The sequence below is a fragment of the Pseudomonadota bacterium genome, assembly GCA_039815145.1.
Lineage (GTDB): Bacteria > Pseudomonadota > Gammaproteobacteria > Steroidobacterales > JBCBZW01 > JBCBZW01.
The window spans coordinates 16522-32871 of the sequence record JBCBZW010000005.1 but is presented as its reverse complement, the minus strand read 5'-3'; the positions used below and the strand labels follow the sequence as shown (position 1 = coordinate 32871).

Annotated in this window: 14 protein-coding genes; 5 read left to right on the top strand and 9 right to left on the bottom strand. The window is 66.4% G+C overall.

What is annotated here, in order from left to right:
* Positions 1–38 precede the first annotated feature (38 nt).
* From hisG to AAF184_02820, 4 genes are all read right to left on the bottom strand, one after another.
* Positions 39–959 (bottom strand): ATP phosphoribosyltransferase, encoded by a 921-nt coding sequence (gene hisG, locus AAF184_02835; protein MEO0421243.1) that lies wholly within the window; start codon positions 957–959, stop codon positions 39–41.
* A complete protein-coding gene (locus tag AAF184_02830; GenBank protein MEO0421242.1) occupies positions 956–1270 on the bottom strand; it encodes a YerC/YecD family TrpR-related protein in 315 nt (104 codons plus the stop codon). Before AAF184_02830 ends, hisG begins: the two co-directional genes overlap by 4 nt.
* Positions 1271–1485: 215 nt before the next feature.
* On the bottom strand, positions 1486–2973 hold the full coding sequence (locus AAF184_02825; protein ID MEO0421241.1) for a hypothetical protein: 1488 nt from the start codon (positions 2971–2973) through the stop codon (positions 1486–1488).
* 65 nt (positions 2974–3038) lie between these two features.
* A complete protein-coding gene (locus AAF184_02820) occupies positions 3039–6212 on the bottom strand; it encodes a TonB-dependent receptor (GenBank protein MEO0421240.1) in 3174 nt (1057 codons plus the stop codon).
* A 423-nt stretch (positions 6213–6635) separates the two neighbouring features.
* Here AAF184_02820 and AAF184_02815 point away from each other — a divergent pair, with 423 nt between their 5' ends.
* The gene (locus tag AAF184_02815; protein MEO0421239.1) at positions 6636–7322 is read left to right on the top strand and encodes an FKBP-type peptidyl-prolyl cis-trans isomerase; all 687 of its coding nucleotides are present in this window, start codon (positions 6636–6638) and stop codon (positions 7320–7322) included.
* A gap of 65 nt (positions 7323–7387) precedes the next feature.
* On the opposite strand, the gene AAF184_02810 is transcribed toward AAF184_02815, so the two are convergent.
* On the bottom strand, positions 7388–7567 hold the full coding sequence (locus AAF184_02810) for a hypothetical protein (GenBank protein ID MEO0421238.1): 180 nt from the start codon (positions 7565–7567) through the stop codon (positions 7388–7390).
* 224 nt (positions 7568–7791) lie between these two features.
* Here AAF184_02810 and AAF184_02805 point away from each other — a divergent pair, with 224 nt between their 5' ends.
* Positions 7792–10500: an EAL domain-containing protein gene (locus tag AAF184_02805; protein ID MEO0421237.1), complete on the top strand. Its 2709-nt coding sequence runs from the start codon at positions 7792–7794 to the stop codon at positions 10498–10500.
* A 22-nt stretch (positions 10501–10522) separates the two neighbouring features.
* On the opposite strand, the gene nadC is transcribed toward AAF184_02805, so the two are convergent.
* Positions 10523–11401 carry a carboxylating nicotinate-nucleotide diphosphorylase gene (gene nadC, locus AAF184_02800; GenBank protein ID MEO0421236.1) on the bottom strand — a complete coding sequence of 293 codons (879 nt, stop codon included), beginning with the start codon at positions 11399–11401 and terminating at the stop codon, positions 10523–10525.
* Positions 11402–11502: 101 nt separating this feature from the next.
* Here nadC and AAF184_02795 point away from each other — a divergent pair, with 101 nt between their 5' ends.
* The 3 genes from AAF184_02795 to grxD all read left to right on the top strand — a co-directional run bounded on the left by AAF184_02795 (position 11503) and on the right by grxD (position 12831).
* A complete protein-coding gene (locus AAF184_02795; protein MEO0421235.1) occupies positions 11503–12084 on the top strand; it encodes a Fe-Mn family superoxide dismutase in 582 nt (193 codons plus the stop codon).
* Positions 12085–12092: 8 nt separating this feature from the next.
* On the top strand, positions 12093–12446 hold the full coding sequence (locus tag AAF184_02790; protein ID MEO0421234.1) for a BON domain-containing protein: 354 nt from the start codon (positions 12093–12095) through the stop codon (positions 12444–12446).
* Positions 12447–12513: 67 nt separating this feature from the next.
* A complete protein-coding gene (gene grxD / locus AAF184_02785) occupies positions 12514–12831 on the top strand; it encodes a Grx4 family monothiol glutaredoxin (protein ID MEO0421233.1) in 318 nt (105 codons plus the stop codon).
* Between the two features lie 19 nt (positions 12832–12850).
* Here grxD and rnt read toward each other — a convergent pair whose 3' ends face one another.
* From rnt to AAF184_02770, 3 genes are all read right to left on the bottom strand, one after another.
* On the bottom strand, positions 12851–13471 hold the full coding sequence (gene rnt, locus AAF184_02780; GenBank protein MEO0421232.1) for a ribonuclease T: 621 nt from the start codon (positions 13469–13471) through the stop codon (positions 12851–12853).
* A gap of 87 nt (positions 13472–13558) precedes the next feature.
* A complete protein-coding gene (pyrC, locus tag AAF184_02775) occupies positions 13559–14623 on the bottom strand; it encodes a dihydroorotase (GenBank protein MEO0421231.1) in 1065 nt (354 codons plus the stop codon).
* Complete coding sequence (locus tag AAF184_02770) at positions 14620–16176, bottom strand: leucyl aminopeptidase family protein (protein MEO0421230.1); 1557 nt, start codon at positions 16174–16176, stop codon at positions 14620–14622. The genes pyrC and AAF184_02770 overlap by 4 nt, the downstream gene beginning before the upstream one ends.
* Between the last annotated feature and the right edge of the window lie 174 nt (positions 16177–16350).

Sequence of the window (16350 nt, the reverse complement as noted above, 5' to 3'; positions counted from 1 at the left end):
AGCATGGTTCTCGCGATGGCGCTGGTGCGCCTAGGGGCTTACGCCAGCATCTTCTCTACTGGGAGCACGAGAATGGCGCTCGCACCCACATCCTTCAGCGCTTCCAAGGTCTCCCAGAACACTTGTTCGTTGCACACGGCGTGCACCGCCACCCGGTCGGGACGGCCATCGAGCGTGAGCACGGTGGGCGCCTCGGCGCCCGGCAGCAGCTCGTGCACCTCGGCGAGGCGATCGCGCGGGGCGTGCAGCATGATGTAGCGACTCTCCCGTCCTCGCAGCACACCCTGCATCCGCTTCAGCAGGCGAGTGAGGAGTGTCTCCGAGCTGTCGCTGAGGGGGCGCGTCGCGCGGATCAAGGTCGCCTTGCTCTCGAGCAAGGTCTGCATCTCGACCAGGTCGTTGGCGGCGAGCGTGGCGCCGGTGGAGACGAGATCGCAGATCGCGTCCGCCTTACCTAGGCGTGGCGCTAGCTCGACGGAGCCGGAGAGCAGTACCACCTCCGCGTCCACGCCGTGCTCGTCGAGGTGGGCTTGCAGAGAGGCGGGGTAGCTGGTGGCGATGCGCTTGCCGGCGAGGTCCTGGAGCGTGCCGAGGGGAGACGCCACAGGCTTGGCAAGGCTCAGGCGGCAGTACCCGAAGTCGAGCGGCAGCAGCTCCTCGTAGCCACTGGCCTCGCCCGCTTGCTCGCGCTCACAGGCGGCCTCGCGGGCGATGTTCTGCCCGACGATGCCGACGTCGCAATGGCCGTCGGCCACCAGGGTGGGGATGTCGTCGTCCCGCACCAGCATTAGATCGATGGGGAGGTTCTCCCCGGTCCAGACCAGGCCGTCGCGGTTGGCGCTGATGCGCAGGCCGCAGCGCACGAGCAGCTCGCGCGAGTTGTCGGCCAATCGCCCCGATTTCTGCAGGGCGACGCGCAGGCGCTCGCCGGTGACGGGGGGCGTGGGGGTGGTGCTCACTTGGTGTTTCCTTGCATGCGGTCTCGCGCGAGCCGGTAGCCGCCGAAGCCCTCGTCGAGGAAGCGGCGGATGCGGCCGATGGTGGTGACGCTGACGCCCGTCTGGGCCTGGATCGTGCGGTAGGCCTGGCCGTCCTCGAGCAGGCCGACCACGTGCCAGCGGTCCTTGAGGGCCTGAAGTTCGGCAGGCGTACAGAGATCCCGGAAGAAGCGCTGGCACTCCTCGGCATCGCGCAAGGTCAGGATGGCCGCGTAGAGGGCCTGCTCCTCGGCGTCTTCCTGGGTGGGGCTGAGGCGTCGATTGGCTTTCATCGGGGTGTGTATCATTGTATTAGCGTGTTAATACATTAAAACAACGGCGCCGCCTGTACAAGCTCGACCGTGTTGTCCGGTATCGGGTGGGGCGGGGAGCGCTCGGGAGGGGAGAGTCGGAGAGGGGCGCGGCGCTTTGGGCCTCAGAAACGAACAGGGCCGCCCGAGTGGGCGGCCCTGCAAGGCGCTACGCTGTGGTCCGAAGACCGATCAGCTTAGAGCGTGCCGTCGAGGGTCCAGGTGGCCCACCAGACGTCGCTGCCGTCCGGGTTCACCGCGCCGATGAAGTCGGTCGCTTCCAGGAAGTCCACGTCGGCCAGGCTCTCGGAGAAGATGCCGTTGATCGCCACCCAGTCGAGGGGCTCGGCGAGCAGGGCTTCCGGTGCCTGCGAGGCCAGGTTCATGTCGAGCTGTGCTTCCACCGCCGAGATGGTGGTGGCGTCCAGCGTGTCGTTGCCGATCACGCCCACACCAGCGCCGCCCTGGCAGTCTGCCACCCAGTTGTTGACCACGAGCGCCGTGTTGATGAGGGCTTCGGAGTCAGCGCCTTCGATCAGCAGGCAGTTGTCGATGGTGCCGTTGGCATCGTCGACGGTCAGCACCGTGTTGTGGAAGAAGCCGCCGGAGCCGGCCTTGAACACGAGCATCTCGGTCTCATCGCCTTCCACGCCGTGGCCGATCACGGTCACGTTGGCGAGGGTCGGCTTGGACAGGGGCAGGGGGTTGCCCTGGGTGTCCATCTCGAAGGCGTTACCGAAGCTGTTCTCGGACTGACGCACGATGATGAACTGCAGGTTGCCGACGAAGCCTTCGTCCCAGTCGACGGAGTCATCGAGGTTGTCGGTGAACACGCCGTACTTGAGGTTCACAGCACCCCCGTAGAACTCGATGCCATCGTCCGAGTTACCCTGCACCTGGATGTGATCCATGGTGGTGCCAGAGCCGACGCCGACCAGGGAGATGCCGTTGATCTCGTTACCCGGGGAGAACTCGAAGCCGCCCTCGGCCACGATCACGTAGGACAGGGTGCCGCTGTTGTCGTCGGCGACGAAGCCGCCGGCGAAGCCGGACTCACCCTCGGAGTCGATGTTGCAGATCATCTGCACGGTGTCGCACTGGTTGTGCTCACCGAAGCCGTGCATGATCAGACCGCCCCACTCACCGGAGCCGTCGAGGCCGGCATCGTCGGAGCTGAAGATGATCGGGTCCGCTTCCGTGCCGACCGCTTCGATGCGGCTGCCGCGGGTGATGATCATGTTGGCGAAGGTGCCGGTGGCGCCCTGGATCTGGGTGCCGGGCTCGATCGTCAGCACGACGTTCAGCAGCGGGTTGCCGTTGGTGAGCTCGCCGTTCTCGTCGATCTCGTTGTTGCCGTTACCGACGGTGACGGTGCCTTCCATCAGCCAGATCACGTCGGGCGTGAGGGTCTGGCTCTCGGAGATCACCGCGGGCAGGGCGCAGACGTCGTTGCCGTCAGCGTTGATCGGCTTGGCGCCGGAGAAGGCCGGGCAGTTGGTGGACACATCGCCGGGCTGACCGCCCGTATCGCCCGCGTCGCCCGCATCGCCACCGCCGTCGGTGTTGTTGGTGACGTTCTCAGTGGGCGCGTCAATGGTGATAGTGGCGAGGTCGCCCTCGGCGCAGCCATACAGAGCCGCAAGAGAAGGCAGCAGCGCCGCCATGAGCATTAGTTTACGTGCCATGAGTCCTTTCCCAATAGTGTGGTAGTGGCAAGAGAAGTCGTAAGGTCGATAGGGCCGTTGGGTAATTAGAAGTTCCAGTCTGCCCCGAGCTGGAATTCGACTCCCCGCTTGTAAGCGAAGAAGGTTCTGCCGCCCTGCGTGAACTCCACCTCGTCGTCGAGCAAATTGCTCGCCTTGGCGCGGAAGGTGAAGCTGTCGCTGATGTCCCAGCGGTACACGAGGTTGATGTCCAGGCGGGGCTCTTCGATCACGTCCGGGTTGCCAAGGATGCCGACGTCGCGGATCGCCTCGCCGTTCTGGTTGATCAGGATCGTGACCTGCTGGCCGTAGCCCGCGTGGTCGAAGCCGAGCACCAGATTGCTGGTGTACTGGGGTTGACCCTGCAGGGCGCGCGTGCGCGTCGGCAGCTGCACTTCCGATTCGATGTAGCTGGCGTTCAGCGCGAGGAAGAAGGAGCGCGCGTAGTCGTCGCTGATCAGGAACTCCTTGCGCGCTTCGACTTCCGCACCGTAGAGGAATGCGGATTCCGCGTTAGCGAAGGTACGAGAGTTACCCGCGGTACCGGAGGCCTGCTGCACGACACGCTCGATGGGGTTGTCGAAGTCCTTGTAGAAGGCGGCGACGGACAAGCTATCGCGATCGTTCGGGTACCACTCCCAGCGAGCGTCGACGTTCAGGACGTCCGAGATCTCGAGATTCGGGTTGCCGCGGACGCGGAAGTCGAACTCCGTATCGTAGAAGGTGGCGTTGGCCGACTCTTTGAAGTCTGGTCGTGCCACGGTCTGCGAGATGGCGAAGCGGAACTGGTGGGCCTCGGTAGCGAACCAGTTGAGGCTGAAGCTCGGCAGGAATGACCCTTCGTCGATGCGCGACTGCACGGCCTCACCAGCGCCCTGCAGGGAGAACGTGTTGGTGGTCTGGTCGTACATTTCGTAGCGCGCGCCGATCACCACCTGGAAGCGGTCGTTGAAGGTGTGATCGTAGGTGGCGAAGATGCTGTTGTAGTCGAGCTCCGCGTCGTAGCTGTCACTGGCGAGGGTGCGATCGAGGAAGGTGAAGCCCGTGGCGGGGTCACCGGTGATCGTCTCTTCCGTGATGATGTCGCTTACCAGGATCTCGTCGGTGATCAGGTTCTCGACGTTCTGCTGGTTGAGGTTGAAGCCGTAGGTATCCGAGTCGGAGTCGCGCTCGCGATAGATGATCTGTCCACCGATCTGCAGGTTAGCGAAGCTGTTGCCGTTGTCGATCAGATCCCAACCCAGCGACGTGGAGAAGTCGAAGTTGTTGTCGGTCAGTTCGTCGTAGCGGCGAACCAGCGCGTTCGACTCGAGGAAGAAGCCGTTCAGCTCTACGTCCTGGTCGTCGTTCAGGCGGTCGAGATCGAATCCATCGAGCAACGACTGCGGGTCGGTCTGGAACTGGTCCGCGCTGAAGGTGATCTCGCGGCGGTCCGGGGCGTCGCGGCGCGCCTGGCTGGCGGTGAACTGCCAATCCAGGTAGACAGATCCGCTCTCGACCAGCGAGTGGTTGCCGGCGATCTGCTGGGACAGGAACTGGCGCTCCACCCAATCGACCGTGTTGCGGTAGCGGGCCTGGAACTCGTCACCTTCCTGGCCCACGGTGCGCACGACGCGGCTTTCCGTGGCGCGCGAGGCGATGCTGTTGAGTTCGATCGTGTGCTGGCCGACGTTCAGACCCACCGAGAGCAGGGCGTTGGCGTCGATGCTGTTGGTGTACTCCTGGAAGCGGAAGCGGTTGAGGTCATCGCCGGAGGGCGTGAAGGTGTTGCTCACCCCGTCGTTGCGCTGGCTCCACTGGTTGGAGAAGTTGCCGGCGGCGAAAATGCCGAGCTCCACGTTGCCGATGTCGAAGACGTCACCGTAGTTGGCGCCGATGCGCGTGTCCGGTGCAGCGTTGGTGAGCTCCAGGTCGAGGTTGTCGCTGATCAGGAGGCCGCCGACGCGACGCAGCTCGCGCTCCACCGTGTCGTTGATCTGGAAGATGCCGCCGGTGTTGGAGTCCGTCACCGTGCCGATGTTGAGCGCTTGGGTGATCGCTTCCACGGCCACCGGGGCCTCACGCGCACCCGCGTCCCAGCCGAAGTAGTCGAAGTCGCCGTCCGTGGGATCGGCGAAGACGTCGTTGCCGGTGACGCCGGGCGTGGCGCTCATGCGCACCTGCAGCTGCCCCGAGCGTTCCGTGGGGAAAGTGCGGGTGTTGATCACCAGGTTGCCGCCCGTGCTCTCGCCCGGCATGCCCGGGATGAAGGTCTTGCGGATGTCGAGCTGGTTAACGAAGTTGCTCGGGAACAGATCCAGCGGCACGGTGCGTTTGGCCGGGTCCGTACTCGGCATGGTGGCGCCGTTCAGGGTGGTGCTGATGTAGCGATCACCCAGGCCTCGGATGAACACGAAGCGGTTGTCCTGCACGGTCACGGACGGCACGCGGACCACGGAGGCGGCCACGTTGGTGTCGGCGAAGCGCGAGAGAGTCTCGATGTCGAGGGTGTCGATGATCTGGTTGGTGTCGCGCTCGGAGGCCTCGAAGGCGTTCGGGTCGAAGGCGGCCACGACCACCACCTCCTCGATACCGCTGAGGGTGGGCGCTTCCACATCCAGTGCCGACTGGTTGCGGATCGTGAGGCCCACGCCGCGCGTCACCCCGGACACCACGCGAACCGTGCGCGAGGCGGTGCGATCGTCGGTCGGGTGGTAGGCGGTCAGGCGGTACTCGCCGCGGGGCAGGGTCACGTTGAAGCGACCGTCGGCGTCCGCCAGCAGCAGCTCGCCCGTGTCTTCCACCACGATGCTGGCGCCGGCGAGGCCACCGGCGGCGGCGCTGACCGTGCCGCTGAGGCTGCCCGTCGGGGCGTCGCGCTTGTCTTCGGCACTTTCTGCCGGGGAGTAGGTCTCAACCCGGTGAGTCGTGTCGTCGCCTAGAGTGATCAGGGCATCCACCTGCTGGCCGCGGGCGGTGGTGAAGCGGAAGCTGTAGAGGCTCTGTTCGCCGTCGCGTACCTGCAGGCTGTGCACGCCCTCGGAAAGATCGAAGAAGGCCGAACCGTCCTTGCCGACGGTGGTGGTCTCTTGACCGTCGAGGACGAGGGTCAGCCCGACGCCCGGCTGGCGGTTGTTGAAGGTGTACACCGCGAGTTCGTCGTCCGCGAAGGCGGGCGAGATCGCGGCGAGTGCCAGCACCTGGACACACATCGCCGGACGGCTGAGGAACGACTTGATCATGGGGGCCTCTAACGTTGCGGTTCATCGGTCGGGGCGTCGTTTCTCCTTGAGCGACGCACCAACACATGGACCAGCGGGGAGGCCAGATTTAGGTACCGGAAGAGACGTACTGCCGGCCGCGATCCGCTGCGACGCGGCGGATTAGAACAAAGTAATATTTCAGTACTATTTCAGGCACGTGTCCGAAAATTAATATGTGAGGGGCCGCTCGGAAGTACCTCTGAGAGGGGGACTATGGCGTCCCTAGCCCCGAGCGGTTACTGTGCGCGGCCACGGAAAGTCCGCCCCTTCCCAGGGTCCACGCGCCACCTGTGGCGCACCCCCTGACGGCGATCCTGGAGCGTGTGCGCGCCACCGCGCTGCAACAAATGTTCAATAAGGCGGACGACCACCGCCCCATTTCCCAACCTGATTGGAGAGTTCATGAAGAGTCTGAGCACTATTTCGGCCGCGTTGATGGCCGGAGCGATCGTCGCGACGCCCGTGGCCATGGCCCAGGAGCCGCAGAGCGAAGACGAGAAGACCACCTACGCCATCGGCTTCCTGCTCGGTGAGGCCCTCACCCCCTTCGGTCTGAGCGAGACGGAGCTGAAGATGGTGATGGCTGGCCTCAGCGACCGGGTGAAGGGCAACGAGCCCAAGGTCTCGCCCCAGGAGTACCAGGCCAAGGTGCAGGAGCTACGCAACAAGCGCGTCGCCCTGGTGATCGAGCAGGAGAAGGCCGCGGCCGCCGCCGCGCTGGAAGAGGCCAAGTCTGCCGCTGGCGCCACTGCCACCGACTCGGGGCTGATTTATCGTGAAGTCACCGCCGGGACCGGCGCGATGCCGGCCGCCACCGACACGGTGCGCGTGCACTACCGCGGCACCCTGCGCGACGGCACGGTCTTCGACAGCTCCTACGATCGGGGCCAGCCCGCTTCCTTCCCCCTGAACGGGGTGATCCCCTGCTGGACCGAGGGACTGCAGCTGATGAAGGTGGGCACCAAGGCCCAACTCACCTGTCCGTCGGACATCGCCTACGGTGATCGTGGCGCGCCGCCGCGGATCCCGGGCGGTGCGGTGCTCACCTTCGAGGTGGAGCTGCTGGAGATTGTGACGGCCGCCGAGTAGGGCGACCTCAGGGCCGTCGACCGGAGGTGTCGGTCGGCGGCTTCCCCTGAGCGATCAGCTGCTTATCAGCTGGCCAGGGGTTCGATGGGCTGGTCGGTCGAGGTGTCGGCGGCCGGCGACTCGCCGAGCAGGACGGTGGCTTCCTCGCCGTCTTCGGCGTCCGAGAAGGTCATGCGACCGTGCACCGTCTCCAGGTATTCGCGCGTCAGTACCACGGTCTCGATGTCGAATCGGCGATCACTCATCGGTGTGCTCTCTCGCGTCTATGGGTCCGGATCGGCCCTGAGGCGTCAAGTGTGGTCTTTCGACCACGAGGCGGCTGTGACGCACGTCACGTTACTTCAGGCCCCAGTCACGAAACCCTGTTATTGTTTAGACGCTTAAGCTGGGGCGAATTGTGCGCTGGCAGCACAGGTGTGGCGAGCGCACCTGGGCGAGCAGTGAGCCCCGGTAGCGGAGGGAGCTGAGGGTGGAAAGCACGGAACGAGAAGGCGAGGGATCCGCCGGCCGTGCGGGTCGCGGGGGCACGGAGGCCAAGCGCCTTTTCCCCGTCCGTAACAATCCGCGCGCTCCAGCGGTGCCGGCGGGGGGCGATCAGGGTATCGCGCCCGTCTTCGCCCAGGCGGCGATCGCCTTCTCTCAGATCGATTCCGAAGAGCTGACCCCCGAGCTTACGCGGGTCTTCGAAGACGTCCGTCGCGCCGTCGATACGGACGCGATGTTCATCGGCTTGCTCGACGCTCGCGGCGAGACCTTCGCCACCGCTCTCGAGTCCGTCGACCCTCGCTCCCGGATCAAGCCGGCCCACCTGCTCGGGCGCAAGCTCGAGGCGATGCCCGAGCTGCACCGTCAGCTGGCGATCTCGGGCGGCTACCTGCAGATGGACGATTGCCTGGTCCCGACCGAGGGCACCGAGCGTGAAGCCGACTGGTTCTCCCAGGCCAACATCCGGGCCTGCGTGCTCATCAGCCTCCACGGCAGCGACGGTCCCATCGGTTTCGCCGCCCTCGCCTGCGAAGACGCGGTGCGCTGGCAGGCGAGTTTCTGCTTGATTCTGCGTCTGCTGGGCGCCTCGCTGGCGGCCGGCGTGGAGCGCCTGCGCGTGGCCCGCCGCCTCGCCTCCGTGCGCGAGCGCGAGGAACTCGAGGCGCTGACCGCGAACGATGGCGTCTGGGACTTTGATGAGCGCCACAAGCAAACGCACTTCTCCCCGCGGTGGAAGAAGATGCTCGGCTATCGCGAGGACGAACTCGACGACAACGTGCCCGACTGGCGCAACCTAGTGCACCCCGAGGACTACGCCCACGTGCAGGCGAAGCTCAAGGAGCATCTGGACGGGCGCACGGACGTGTTCGAGAGCGTGCATCGCCTGCGCCATCGCGACGGCCACTGGATCTGGGTCCAGAGCCGCGCCAAGGCGAGCGGAACGGGGCAGCACCGGCACAAGCGCCTGGTCGGCGTAGAGCTCGACATCACCGAGCGCAAGCACTACGAAGAGGCTCTGCGCCGGGAGAAGGAAAGCGTTCTGATCACCCTCCAGTCCATCGGTGATGGGGTGATCCGCACGGACTCCGAGTGCTGCGTCGAATACCTGAACCCCGTGGCCGAGGACCTCACCGGGTGGTCCCTGGACGATGCCCTGGGTCGGCCGATCGACCAGCTCTTTCGCACCTACCATGAGGAGACCTGCGAGCCGCTCGAGAATCCCCTCGCGCTCGCCATCCGCCAGTGCCGTTCGATCAAGTCGATTCGCCCGACCTTGCTGATCCGCACCAGCGACTACCGTGAGTTGTTCATCGAGAGCACCGCCTCGCCGATCCGCGATCGCGGCGGCGCCATGTCCGGCGGCGTCCTCGTCTTCCACGACGTCAGCGAATCCCGCGAGCTGCAGCGTCGCCTCACCTTCCACGCCAGCCACGACGTGCTGACGGGCTTGGTCAATCGCCACGAGTTTGAGCAACGCTTGGAAACGGCGTTGGACACGGTGCGGGCGGGCGAGGGGCGCTTCGCCCTGTGCGTGATTGACATCGACCAGTTCCGCGTCATCAACGACAACGCCGGGCACACGGCCGGCGATGCGCTGCTCGCCCAGCTGGGCGCCTTGTTGAAGACCAAGGTGCGCTGGCGCGACACCCCCTCACGGCTCGGCGGCGATCAGTTCGGCGTGCTCATGGAGGGCGCCACCCTCGATGAGGCGATGCGCGCTGCCGAAGCCTTCTGCGAGGAGGTGCGGGGCTTTCGCTTCAGCTGGGATGAGCACACGTATTCCCTGCGCGTGAGCGTCGGGATCGTGCCCATCACCGGTGAGAGCGAGACGGTGGCGAGCCTGCTGGCCGCGGCCGACGTGGCCTGTCAGGCAGCGAAGGATGCGGGCCGCGACCGCGTGCACGCCTACCAGGTGAACGACGTCGCTCTGATGTCCAGGCGGCGCGAGATGCAGTGGGTGGCGCGTCTCACCACGGCCCTCGAGGAGAATCGCTTCGATCTGTACCGCCAGTCGATTCGCCCGCTCACCGAACACGCCGAGCAGGGTCAGCACTTCGAGCTCCTGCTGCGCCTGCGCGATGAGGACGGCGGTATGCCCGTCTCGCCCGCGCGCTTCATCCGCGCTGCCGAGCGCTTCAACATCACGCCCAGCATCGATCGTTGGGTGATCAACCGCGCGTTCCGCTGGCTCCTCGCCAATCCGCAGGAGCTCGATTCCCTCGCGGTGTGTTCCATCAACCTGTCGGCCCAGAGCCTAGCCGACGACAAGTTCCTGCCCTACCTCATGGAGCAGCTGGACAGCCACAAGCTGCCGGGGGAGAAGTTCTGCTTCGAGATCACCGAGACGGCGGCGGTCGCGAGCTACGCCCAGGCGCAACGGTTCATCACCGGCCTGCGCCAGCGCGGTTGTCGCTTTGCCCTCGATGATTTCGGCTCCGGCATGGCGTCCTTCGCCCACCTGCGCCACCTGCCGGTGGACTACGTGAAGATCGACGGCAGCTTCGTGCGCAACATCGAAAACGACACCGTTGATCGCAGCATGGTTGTGTCCATCAACGACATCTGCCACCTGATGGGCAAGCGCACGATCGCCGAGTTCGCCGAGAGCGATGCGATCTGTCAGATGCTGCGCGAGATCGGCGTCGACTACGCCCAGGGCTACGCCATGGACGAGCCCACGCCCATCAGCTGACGCGCCTGCCCGTCGCCAGGCGCTAGGACACCTCGAGGATACGCAGGGAGAGGTCCAGGGCGCGTACGTGCTTGGTGAGGGCGCCGATGGAGATGAAGTCCACGCCTGTGGCGGCCACCTGCGCCGCGTTGTCGAGCGTGATGTCGCCGGAGGCCTCTAAGCGCATCGGGTGTTGAGCGTCGCGCACACGGGCCACCGCGGTGCGCATGTCCTCGAGGGTGAAGTTGTCCAGCATGGCGATGTCGGCCCCGGCAGCCATCGCCTGGCTGAGCTCATCGAGCGACTCCACCTCCACCTCGACCGCCAGGGACGAGCGTTCGGCGCGCGCTGCGGCGACCGTCGGGGCGATTCCGCCGCCTGCCGCGATGTGGTTCTCTTTGATCAGCACCCCGTCGAACAGGCCGATGCGGTGGTTGGCGCCGCCGCCGCAGCGCACGGCGTACTTTTGCGCCAGGCGCAGCCCTGGCAGGGTCTTGCGCGTGTCCAGCAGGCGGCAGGTGGCGTCATCGCCCAGGGCGTCGACGTAGCGTCGCGCAGCGGTGGCCGTGCCCGAGAGGGTCTGCAGGAAGTTGAGGGCCGTGCGCTCCGCCGTGAGCAGGGCGCGGGCCGGACCTTCGATCTCGCACAGGGGCGTGTCCGTGTCGCAGCGTTCGCCGTCGCCCAGGTGCCAGTGCACGTGGATCTGGCCGCCGGACACCGCCGAGAAGGTCTCGTCCACCCACGCCGTGCCGCAGAGCACGCCTGGCTCGCGCGAGATGACCCGCGCCCGGGCGGTGGCGTCCGCCGGCACCAGGGCCGCCGTGACGTCGCCGGGGCCGAGGTCCTCGGCGATGGCGCCGGCTACCTGGGCGGGGATTGCGGGCGGAAGCGACGGCAACTGGGGTGAAACTGTCTTGATCATGCAGCGAATCCTCGGGCATGGCGGGGCCACCGCCAGCGTTTGCGGGCGCTGGTATACTCGCGTCCCGAATCTGAAGACTCAACCCATGAGGAGTGACCTGCATGAGTCACCAGCTTCCCGAATTGCCATACGCCATGGATGCTCTCGAGCCCCACATCTCCCGTGAGACCCTCGAGTACCACTACGGCAAGCACCACAACACCTACGTCACCAAGCTCAACGGCATGATCGAGGGCACGGCGCACGCGAACGCCAGCCTCGAGGACATCGTGCGCAACAGCGACGGCGGCGTGTTCAATAACGCGGCCCAGATCTGGAACCACACGTTCTACTGGAACAGCCTGAGCCCGAACGGTGGCGGTGCGCCGAGCGGTGCCCTGGCCGACGCCATCAACGGGTCCTTCGGCTCCTTCGAGGAATTCAAGAAGACCTTCACGGACAAGGCCACCACCCTGTTCGGTTCCGGTTGGGCCTGGCTGGTGAAGAAGTCCGACGGCAGCCTTGCGATCACCCAGACCAGCAACGCCGACACCCCGCTCACGGGTGACGATGTGCCGCTGCTCACCTGCGATGTGTGGGAGCACGCCTACTACATCGACTACCGCAACGCGCGCCCGGGCTACCTGGCCGCCTGGTGGGAACTGGTGAACTGGGACTTCGCCGCCGCCAACTACGGCGCCTGATAGGCCTCGTGCGGCTCTTCGCCAACACGGCCTACCTCACGTGGCGTCGCGCCCTGCGCGCGACGCTCGTCGGCGCCGTGGCGCTCTTAGGCCTGGCCGGCTGTGCCACCCTCATCGTCACCGGCGCCGTTGATCCCAACGCGAAGGCCGAGCAGGCGGTGGAGATCGCTGCCGCGGTCAACGAGGCGCTCCGCGCAGACGCTGGCCTCGATGCCAGCGACGTGCGGGCGAGCGCCAGCGGCACCGTGGTCACCTTGAACGGCAGCGTGCCGACGGCATCGCAGCGCGAGCGCGCCGTGGCCGTGACTGCGGCCACCCCGGGCGTCACCCGCGTGGTGGACCGCCTGAGCCTCGGCACCTAGCATCCCCTTTGACGCGGTTCCCTCGGCTCGGGTACCGCTACCTCAGCGTTACAACGCAGGAGACATCATGGATATCAACGAACGCATCAAGCAGCAACTCGACGCAAACGCGGTGCTGCTCTTCATGAAGGGTTCGCCGGACTTTCCCCAGTGCGGCTTCTCCGCGCAAACCGTCGCTGCCCTGCGCGCGCTGGGCACGTCCTTCGAGCACGTCAACATCCTCGAGGACATGGAGCTGCGCGAGGGCCTGAAGGTCTACTCCAACTGGCCGACCTTCCCGCAGCTGTACGTCAACGGTGAACTGATCGGCGGCTGCGACATCGTGCTGGAGATGTATCAGAGCGGCGAGCTCAAGCAGGTGCTCGGCGAGGCCGCCAGCGCCTGAGCTGGCCCGAGGGCACCGATCACGCGCCGTGATCGGTGTCCATGAACGATCGGTACGCCGGCTCGAAGCGGTTGACGATCGTGCAGAACAGCGCCGCCGTCTGGCGCGCATCGTAGGTGGCCGAATGGGCCTGCTTGTTGTCCCACTCGTGGCCGGCCGCCACCATCGCCTTCGCCAGCACCGTCTGGCCCACGCCTACCCCCGCCAGCGTGACCGTATCGAAGCAGCTGAAGGGGTGGAACGGATTGCGCTTCAGCTTGCACCGGGCCACCGCGGCGTTCAGAAAGGCGAGATCGAAGGCCGCGTTGTGTCCGGTCAGGATCGCGCGGTGACAGCCCGTCTCCTTCAACAGTCGGCGCACCTCTCGAAACACCCGCGTCAGGGCGTCGCGCTCGGGCAGGGCCGGGCGCAGGGGATGGTCCGGGTCGATGCCCGTGACCTGAAGTGAGGCGGGTTCCAGGTTGGCGCCCGGGAAGGGCTGCACGTGGAAACTCAAGCTCTCGTCGATCTGGCAGAGGCCCTGCTCATCGAGGCGCAGGGTGACCGCGGCGATTTCCAGCAACGCGTCGGTGGCGGCGTTGAAGCCGCCTGTCTCCACGTCCACCACCACCGGTAGGTAACCGCGAAAGCGGCGAGCCATCAACGGCATCTCAGACGGGGCCTCGGCGTCGGCCGACGAACTATCGCTGGGTGGCGTGTCAGGTGGGGTCGTTGCCATGCGCTCGCGCTAGCCGCTGGTGCTGTCGTCGTCACCGATGCGACGCCACGTCAGGGTCTCGCCCGCGCCGAAGGGCACCAGTGCTTCCTGCTCCACAAACGGATAGGCGGCGGGCACCTGCCAGGCTTCCTTGCGCAGGGTGATCTTGTCTCGGTTGCGCGGCAAGCCGTAGAAGTCCGCGCCGAAGTGCGAGGCAAAGCCTTCCAAGCGCTCCAGAGCGCCCGCCTCCTCGAAGGCCTCCGCGTAGAGTTCGATCGCCGCGTGGGCCGAGTAGATGCCGGCGCAGCCGCAGGCCGATTCCTTGGCGCTGCGCGCGTGAGGCGCGCTGTCCGTGCCCAGGAAGAAGCGGGGGTCGCCGCTGGTGGCGGCGTCCACGAGGGCCTCGCGATCGCGCTCGCGCTTGAGCACCGGAAGACAGTACATGTGCGGGCGCAGGCCACCCTGGAAAAGGGCGTTGCGGTTGAGCAGGAGATGTTGCGGGGTGATCGTGGCCGCCGTGGCCTGATCACAACTGCGCACGAAGGCGACGGCGGCGGCCGTGGTGATGTGTTCGAACACGATGCGCAGGCGCGGATAGCGCTCGCGCACACCGCTCAGTACCTGATCGATGAAGGCGGCCTCGCGGTCGAATACGTCGACATCGCTGTGGGTGACTTCCCCGTGGACCAGCAGGGCTACGCCGTGTTCCTCCATCGCCTCCAGCACCGGCTCGATGGCCTCGATGCGCGAGACCCCGGCGTCGGAGTTGGTGGTGGCGCCCGCGGGGTACAGCTTGAAGCCTGCAATCCACGCGTGGGTGCTGGCCTCGCGCACGGTCTGCACGCTCGTGCGGTCGGTGAGGTAGAGGGTCATCAGCGGTTCGAAGTCCGCCTTGCGTGCGCGGGGAACCGCGGCCCGAACGCGGGCGCGGTAGTCGGCCGCCGAGTCCACCTCGGTCACCGGGGGCACGAGGTTCGGCATGACTACGACGCGATTGAAGCACGCCGCACTATGCGGCACGACCGCCGTCAAAGCCTCCCCGTCGCGCACGTGCAGGTGCATGTCGTCGGGGCGGGTGATCGTCAGTTCCATCAGGAACCCTGCCCGTCGTCCTCGGCGTCGCTCAGCATCTGGTCGACGAGCAAACTCGTTAGGAGATGAACGCCGAAGCCGGTGATGTCCGTGGGAACGTGACCGAGGCCACCCTTGTGGCGGGAGGAGGCGAGGTCGATGTGCACCCAAGGGATACTGTCAGGGACGAAGCGGCCGAGGAAGCGAGCGGCCAGGATGTGATCGCCGCGGCCGTCGATCGTGCACTGCTTCACGTCGGCGAAGTCGCTCTCGAGCGCCTGATCGAAGTCGGCGCTGAGGGGGAACGGCCACACGCGCTCGCCGCTCGAACGACCCGCTTCCACCAACATGTCCTGCAGCTCCGGGCGGTTGACGAAGACACCGCTGTACGCCGTGGTCAAGGCGTTCACGCACGCCCCGGTCAGGGTGGCGAGATCGACCAGCAGGGCCGGCTGCTCGCGAGCCGCCAGGTGCAGTGCGTCCGCCAACACCATGCGGCCCTCCGCATCGGTGTGCACCACTTCGATGGTGGTGCCGTTGGCGGCGGTGATGAGGTCCTGGGGCTTGTAGGCGCCGGGGCCGATCGCATTCTCGGCCAGCGCAAGCCAGGCATCGACGGCGATCGGCAGCCCGAGTTCGGTGATCGTGTACAGGGTGCCGAGGGCGGCGGCGCTGCCGCCCATGTCCTCGTTCATGGTCTGCATGTACTGGGCAGGTTTGACGTTTACACCGCCCGTGTCGAAGCAGATGCCCTTGCCGACCAGGGCCAGTTCCGCAGGTGCGTTCGGCACGGCTCCGGGCGGGCGGTAGCGCAGGTGAATCAAGGCAGGCTCCGACGGGGCATGCCCTCGACTGCCCTGGGCAACAGCCAGGTAAGCGTTGGCCCCGAGCGCCTCCAGCTCCTGCGTGCGCAACACCTCGAGCTCCCAGCCGAGCTCACCGGCCAGGGTCTCCACGCGCTCCAGGTAACCCTGCACCGTGAGCGCGTTGGACGGCAGCGCCGAGAGCCAGCGCGCCAGCCCGTTGCCCTGGGCCTCGGCCAGCTCTCGCCGATAGTCGAGGGGCTGATCGAGGCCGAAGGTGTCGATGCGCTCGAGCGACACCCGGCTGCTCTCGCTGCGCTGCGCCTGCTTCGCCGAGGGCATCTCGAAGGCGGCGGCGGCGAGGGCGCGGACGACGGCACTCAGCACCAGGGCCTGCGCCTGCGGGTCGAAACCCGGCGCCACCACCGTTACCCGCCCCACCTGCTGGCGAGCGACCTCGGCCACGAGCTTGCGTGCCGCTGTGAGGGTGGCGAAGGCGTCCTGGCCGGCCGGCACGAAGCCGGCGCTCACGTTGGTGGCGTCCTCCGTAGGCAGCACCGCGTGGACCCGCCGCGCGTCGCCCACCTCCGTGAGGCGATCGAGGAGGCTGCGCACCAGGGTCTGGTGGGGAAAGGAGGGCCAGCCATCGCCCTGGGCCGTGCTGCTCGGCAGCGCGATGATCAGGTGATCACACGCGGCGATGTCGGCGTCCGATAGGGGGGAGCGATGGTGTGTGGCCTCGATGCGCGGAGATGCGGGGAGCTGCAGGGGCACGATAAGGATTTCTTGACCGCTAGGAGGCAAAAAGTAATGATGGCGCCGCTTTCGAACAGCGCCGCGCGTACTGCGCATGCTAGCAGGTGGATGGCGGCAATTCGACCGACCCCGATCGCTACTCAAGCATGTCCCAGCCACCGATGCGGCCACCTTGCGCCGCGCTCGCGAACC

Excerpts from the sequence above, each read along its gene's own strand:
- AAF184_02830 (MEO0421242.1), bottom strand. The coding sequence starts at position 1,270 with ATGAAAGCCAATCGACGCCTCAGCCCCACCCAGGAAGACGCCGAGGAG.
- nadC (MEO0421236.1), bottom strand. The coding sequence starts at position 11,401 with ATGATCAAGACAGTTTCACCCCAGTTGCCGTCGCTTCCGCCCGCAATC.
- AAF184_02815 (MEO0421239.1), top strand. The coding sequence starts at position 6,636 with ATGAAGAGTCTGAGCACTATTTCGGCCGCGTTGATGGCCGGAGCGATC.
- grxD (MEO0421233.1), top strand. The coding sequence starts at position 12,514 with ATGGATATCAACGAACGCATCAAGCAGCAACTCGACGCAAACGCGGTG.
- rnt (MEO0421232.1), bottom strand. The coding sequence starts at position 13,471 with ATGGCTCGCCGCTTTCGCGGTTACCTACCGGTGGTGGTGGACGTGGAG.
- AAF184_02795 (MEO0421235.1), top strand. The coding sequence starts at position 11,503 with ATGAGTCACCAGCTTCCCGAATTGCCATACGCCATGGATGCTCTCGAG.
- AAF184_02810 (MEO0421238.1), bottom strand. The coding sequence starts at position 7,567 with ATGAGTGATCGCCGATTCGACATCGAGACCGTGGTACTGACGCGCGAA.
- AAF184_02825 (MEO0421241.1), bottom strand. The coding sequence starts at position 2,973 with ATGGCACGTAAACTAATGCTCATGGCGGCGCTGCTGCCTTCTCTTGCG.
- AAF184_02820 (MEO0421240.1), bottom strand. The coding sequence starts at position 6,212 with ATGATCAAGTCGTTCCTCAGCCGTCCGGCGATGTGTGTCCAGGTGCTG.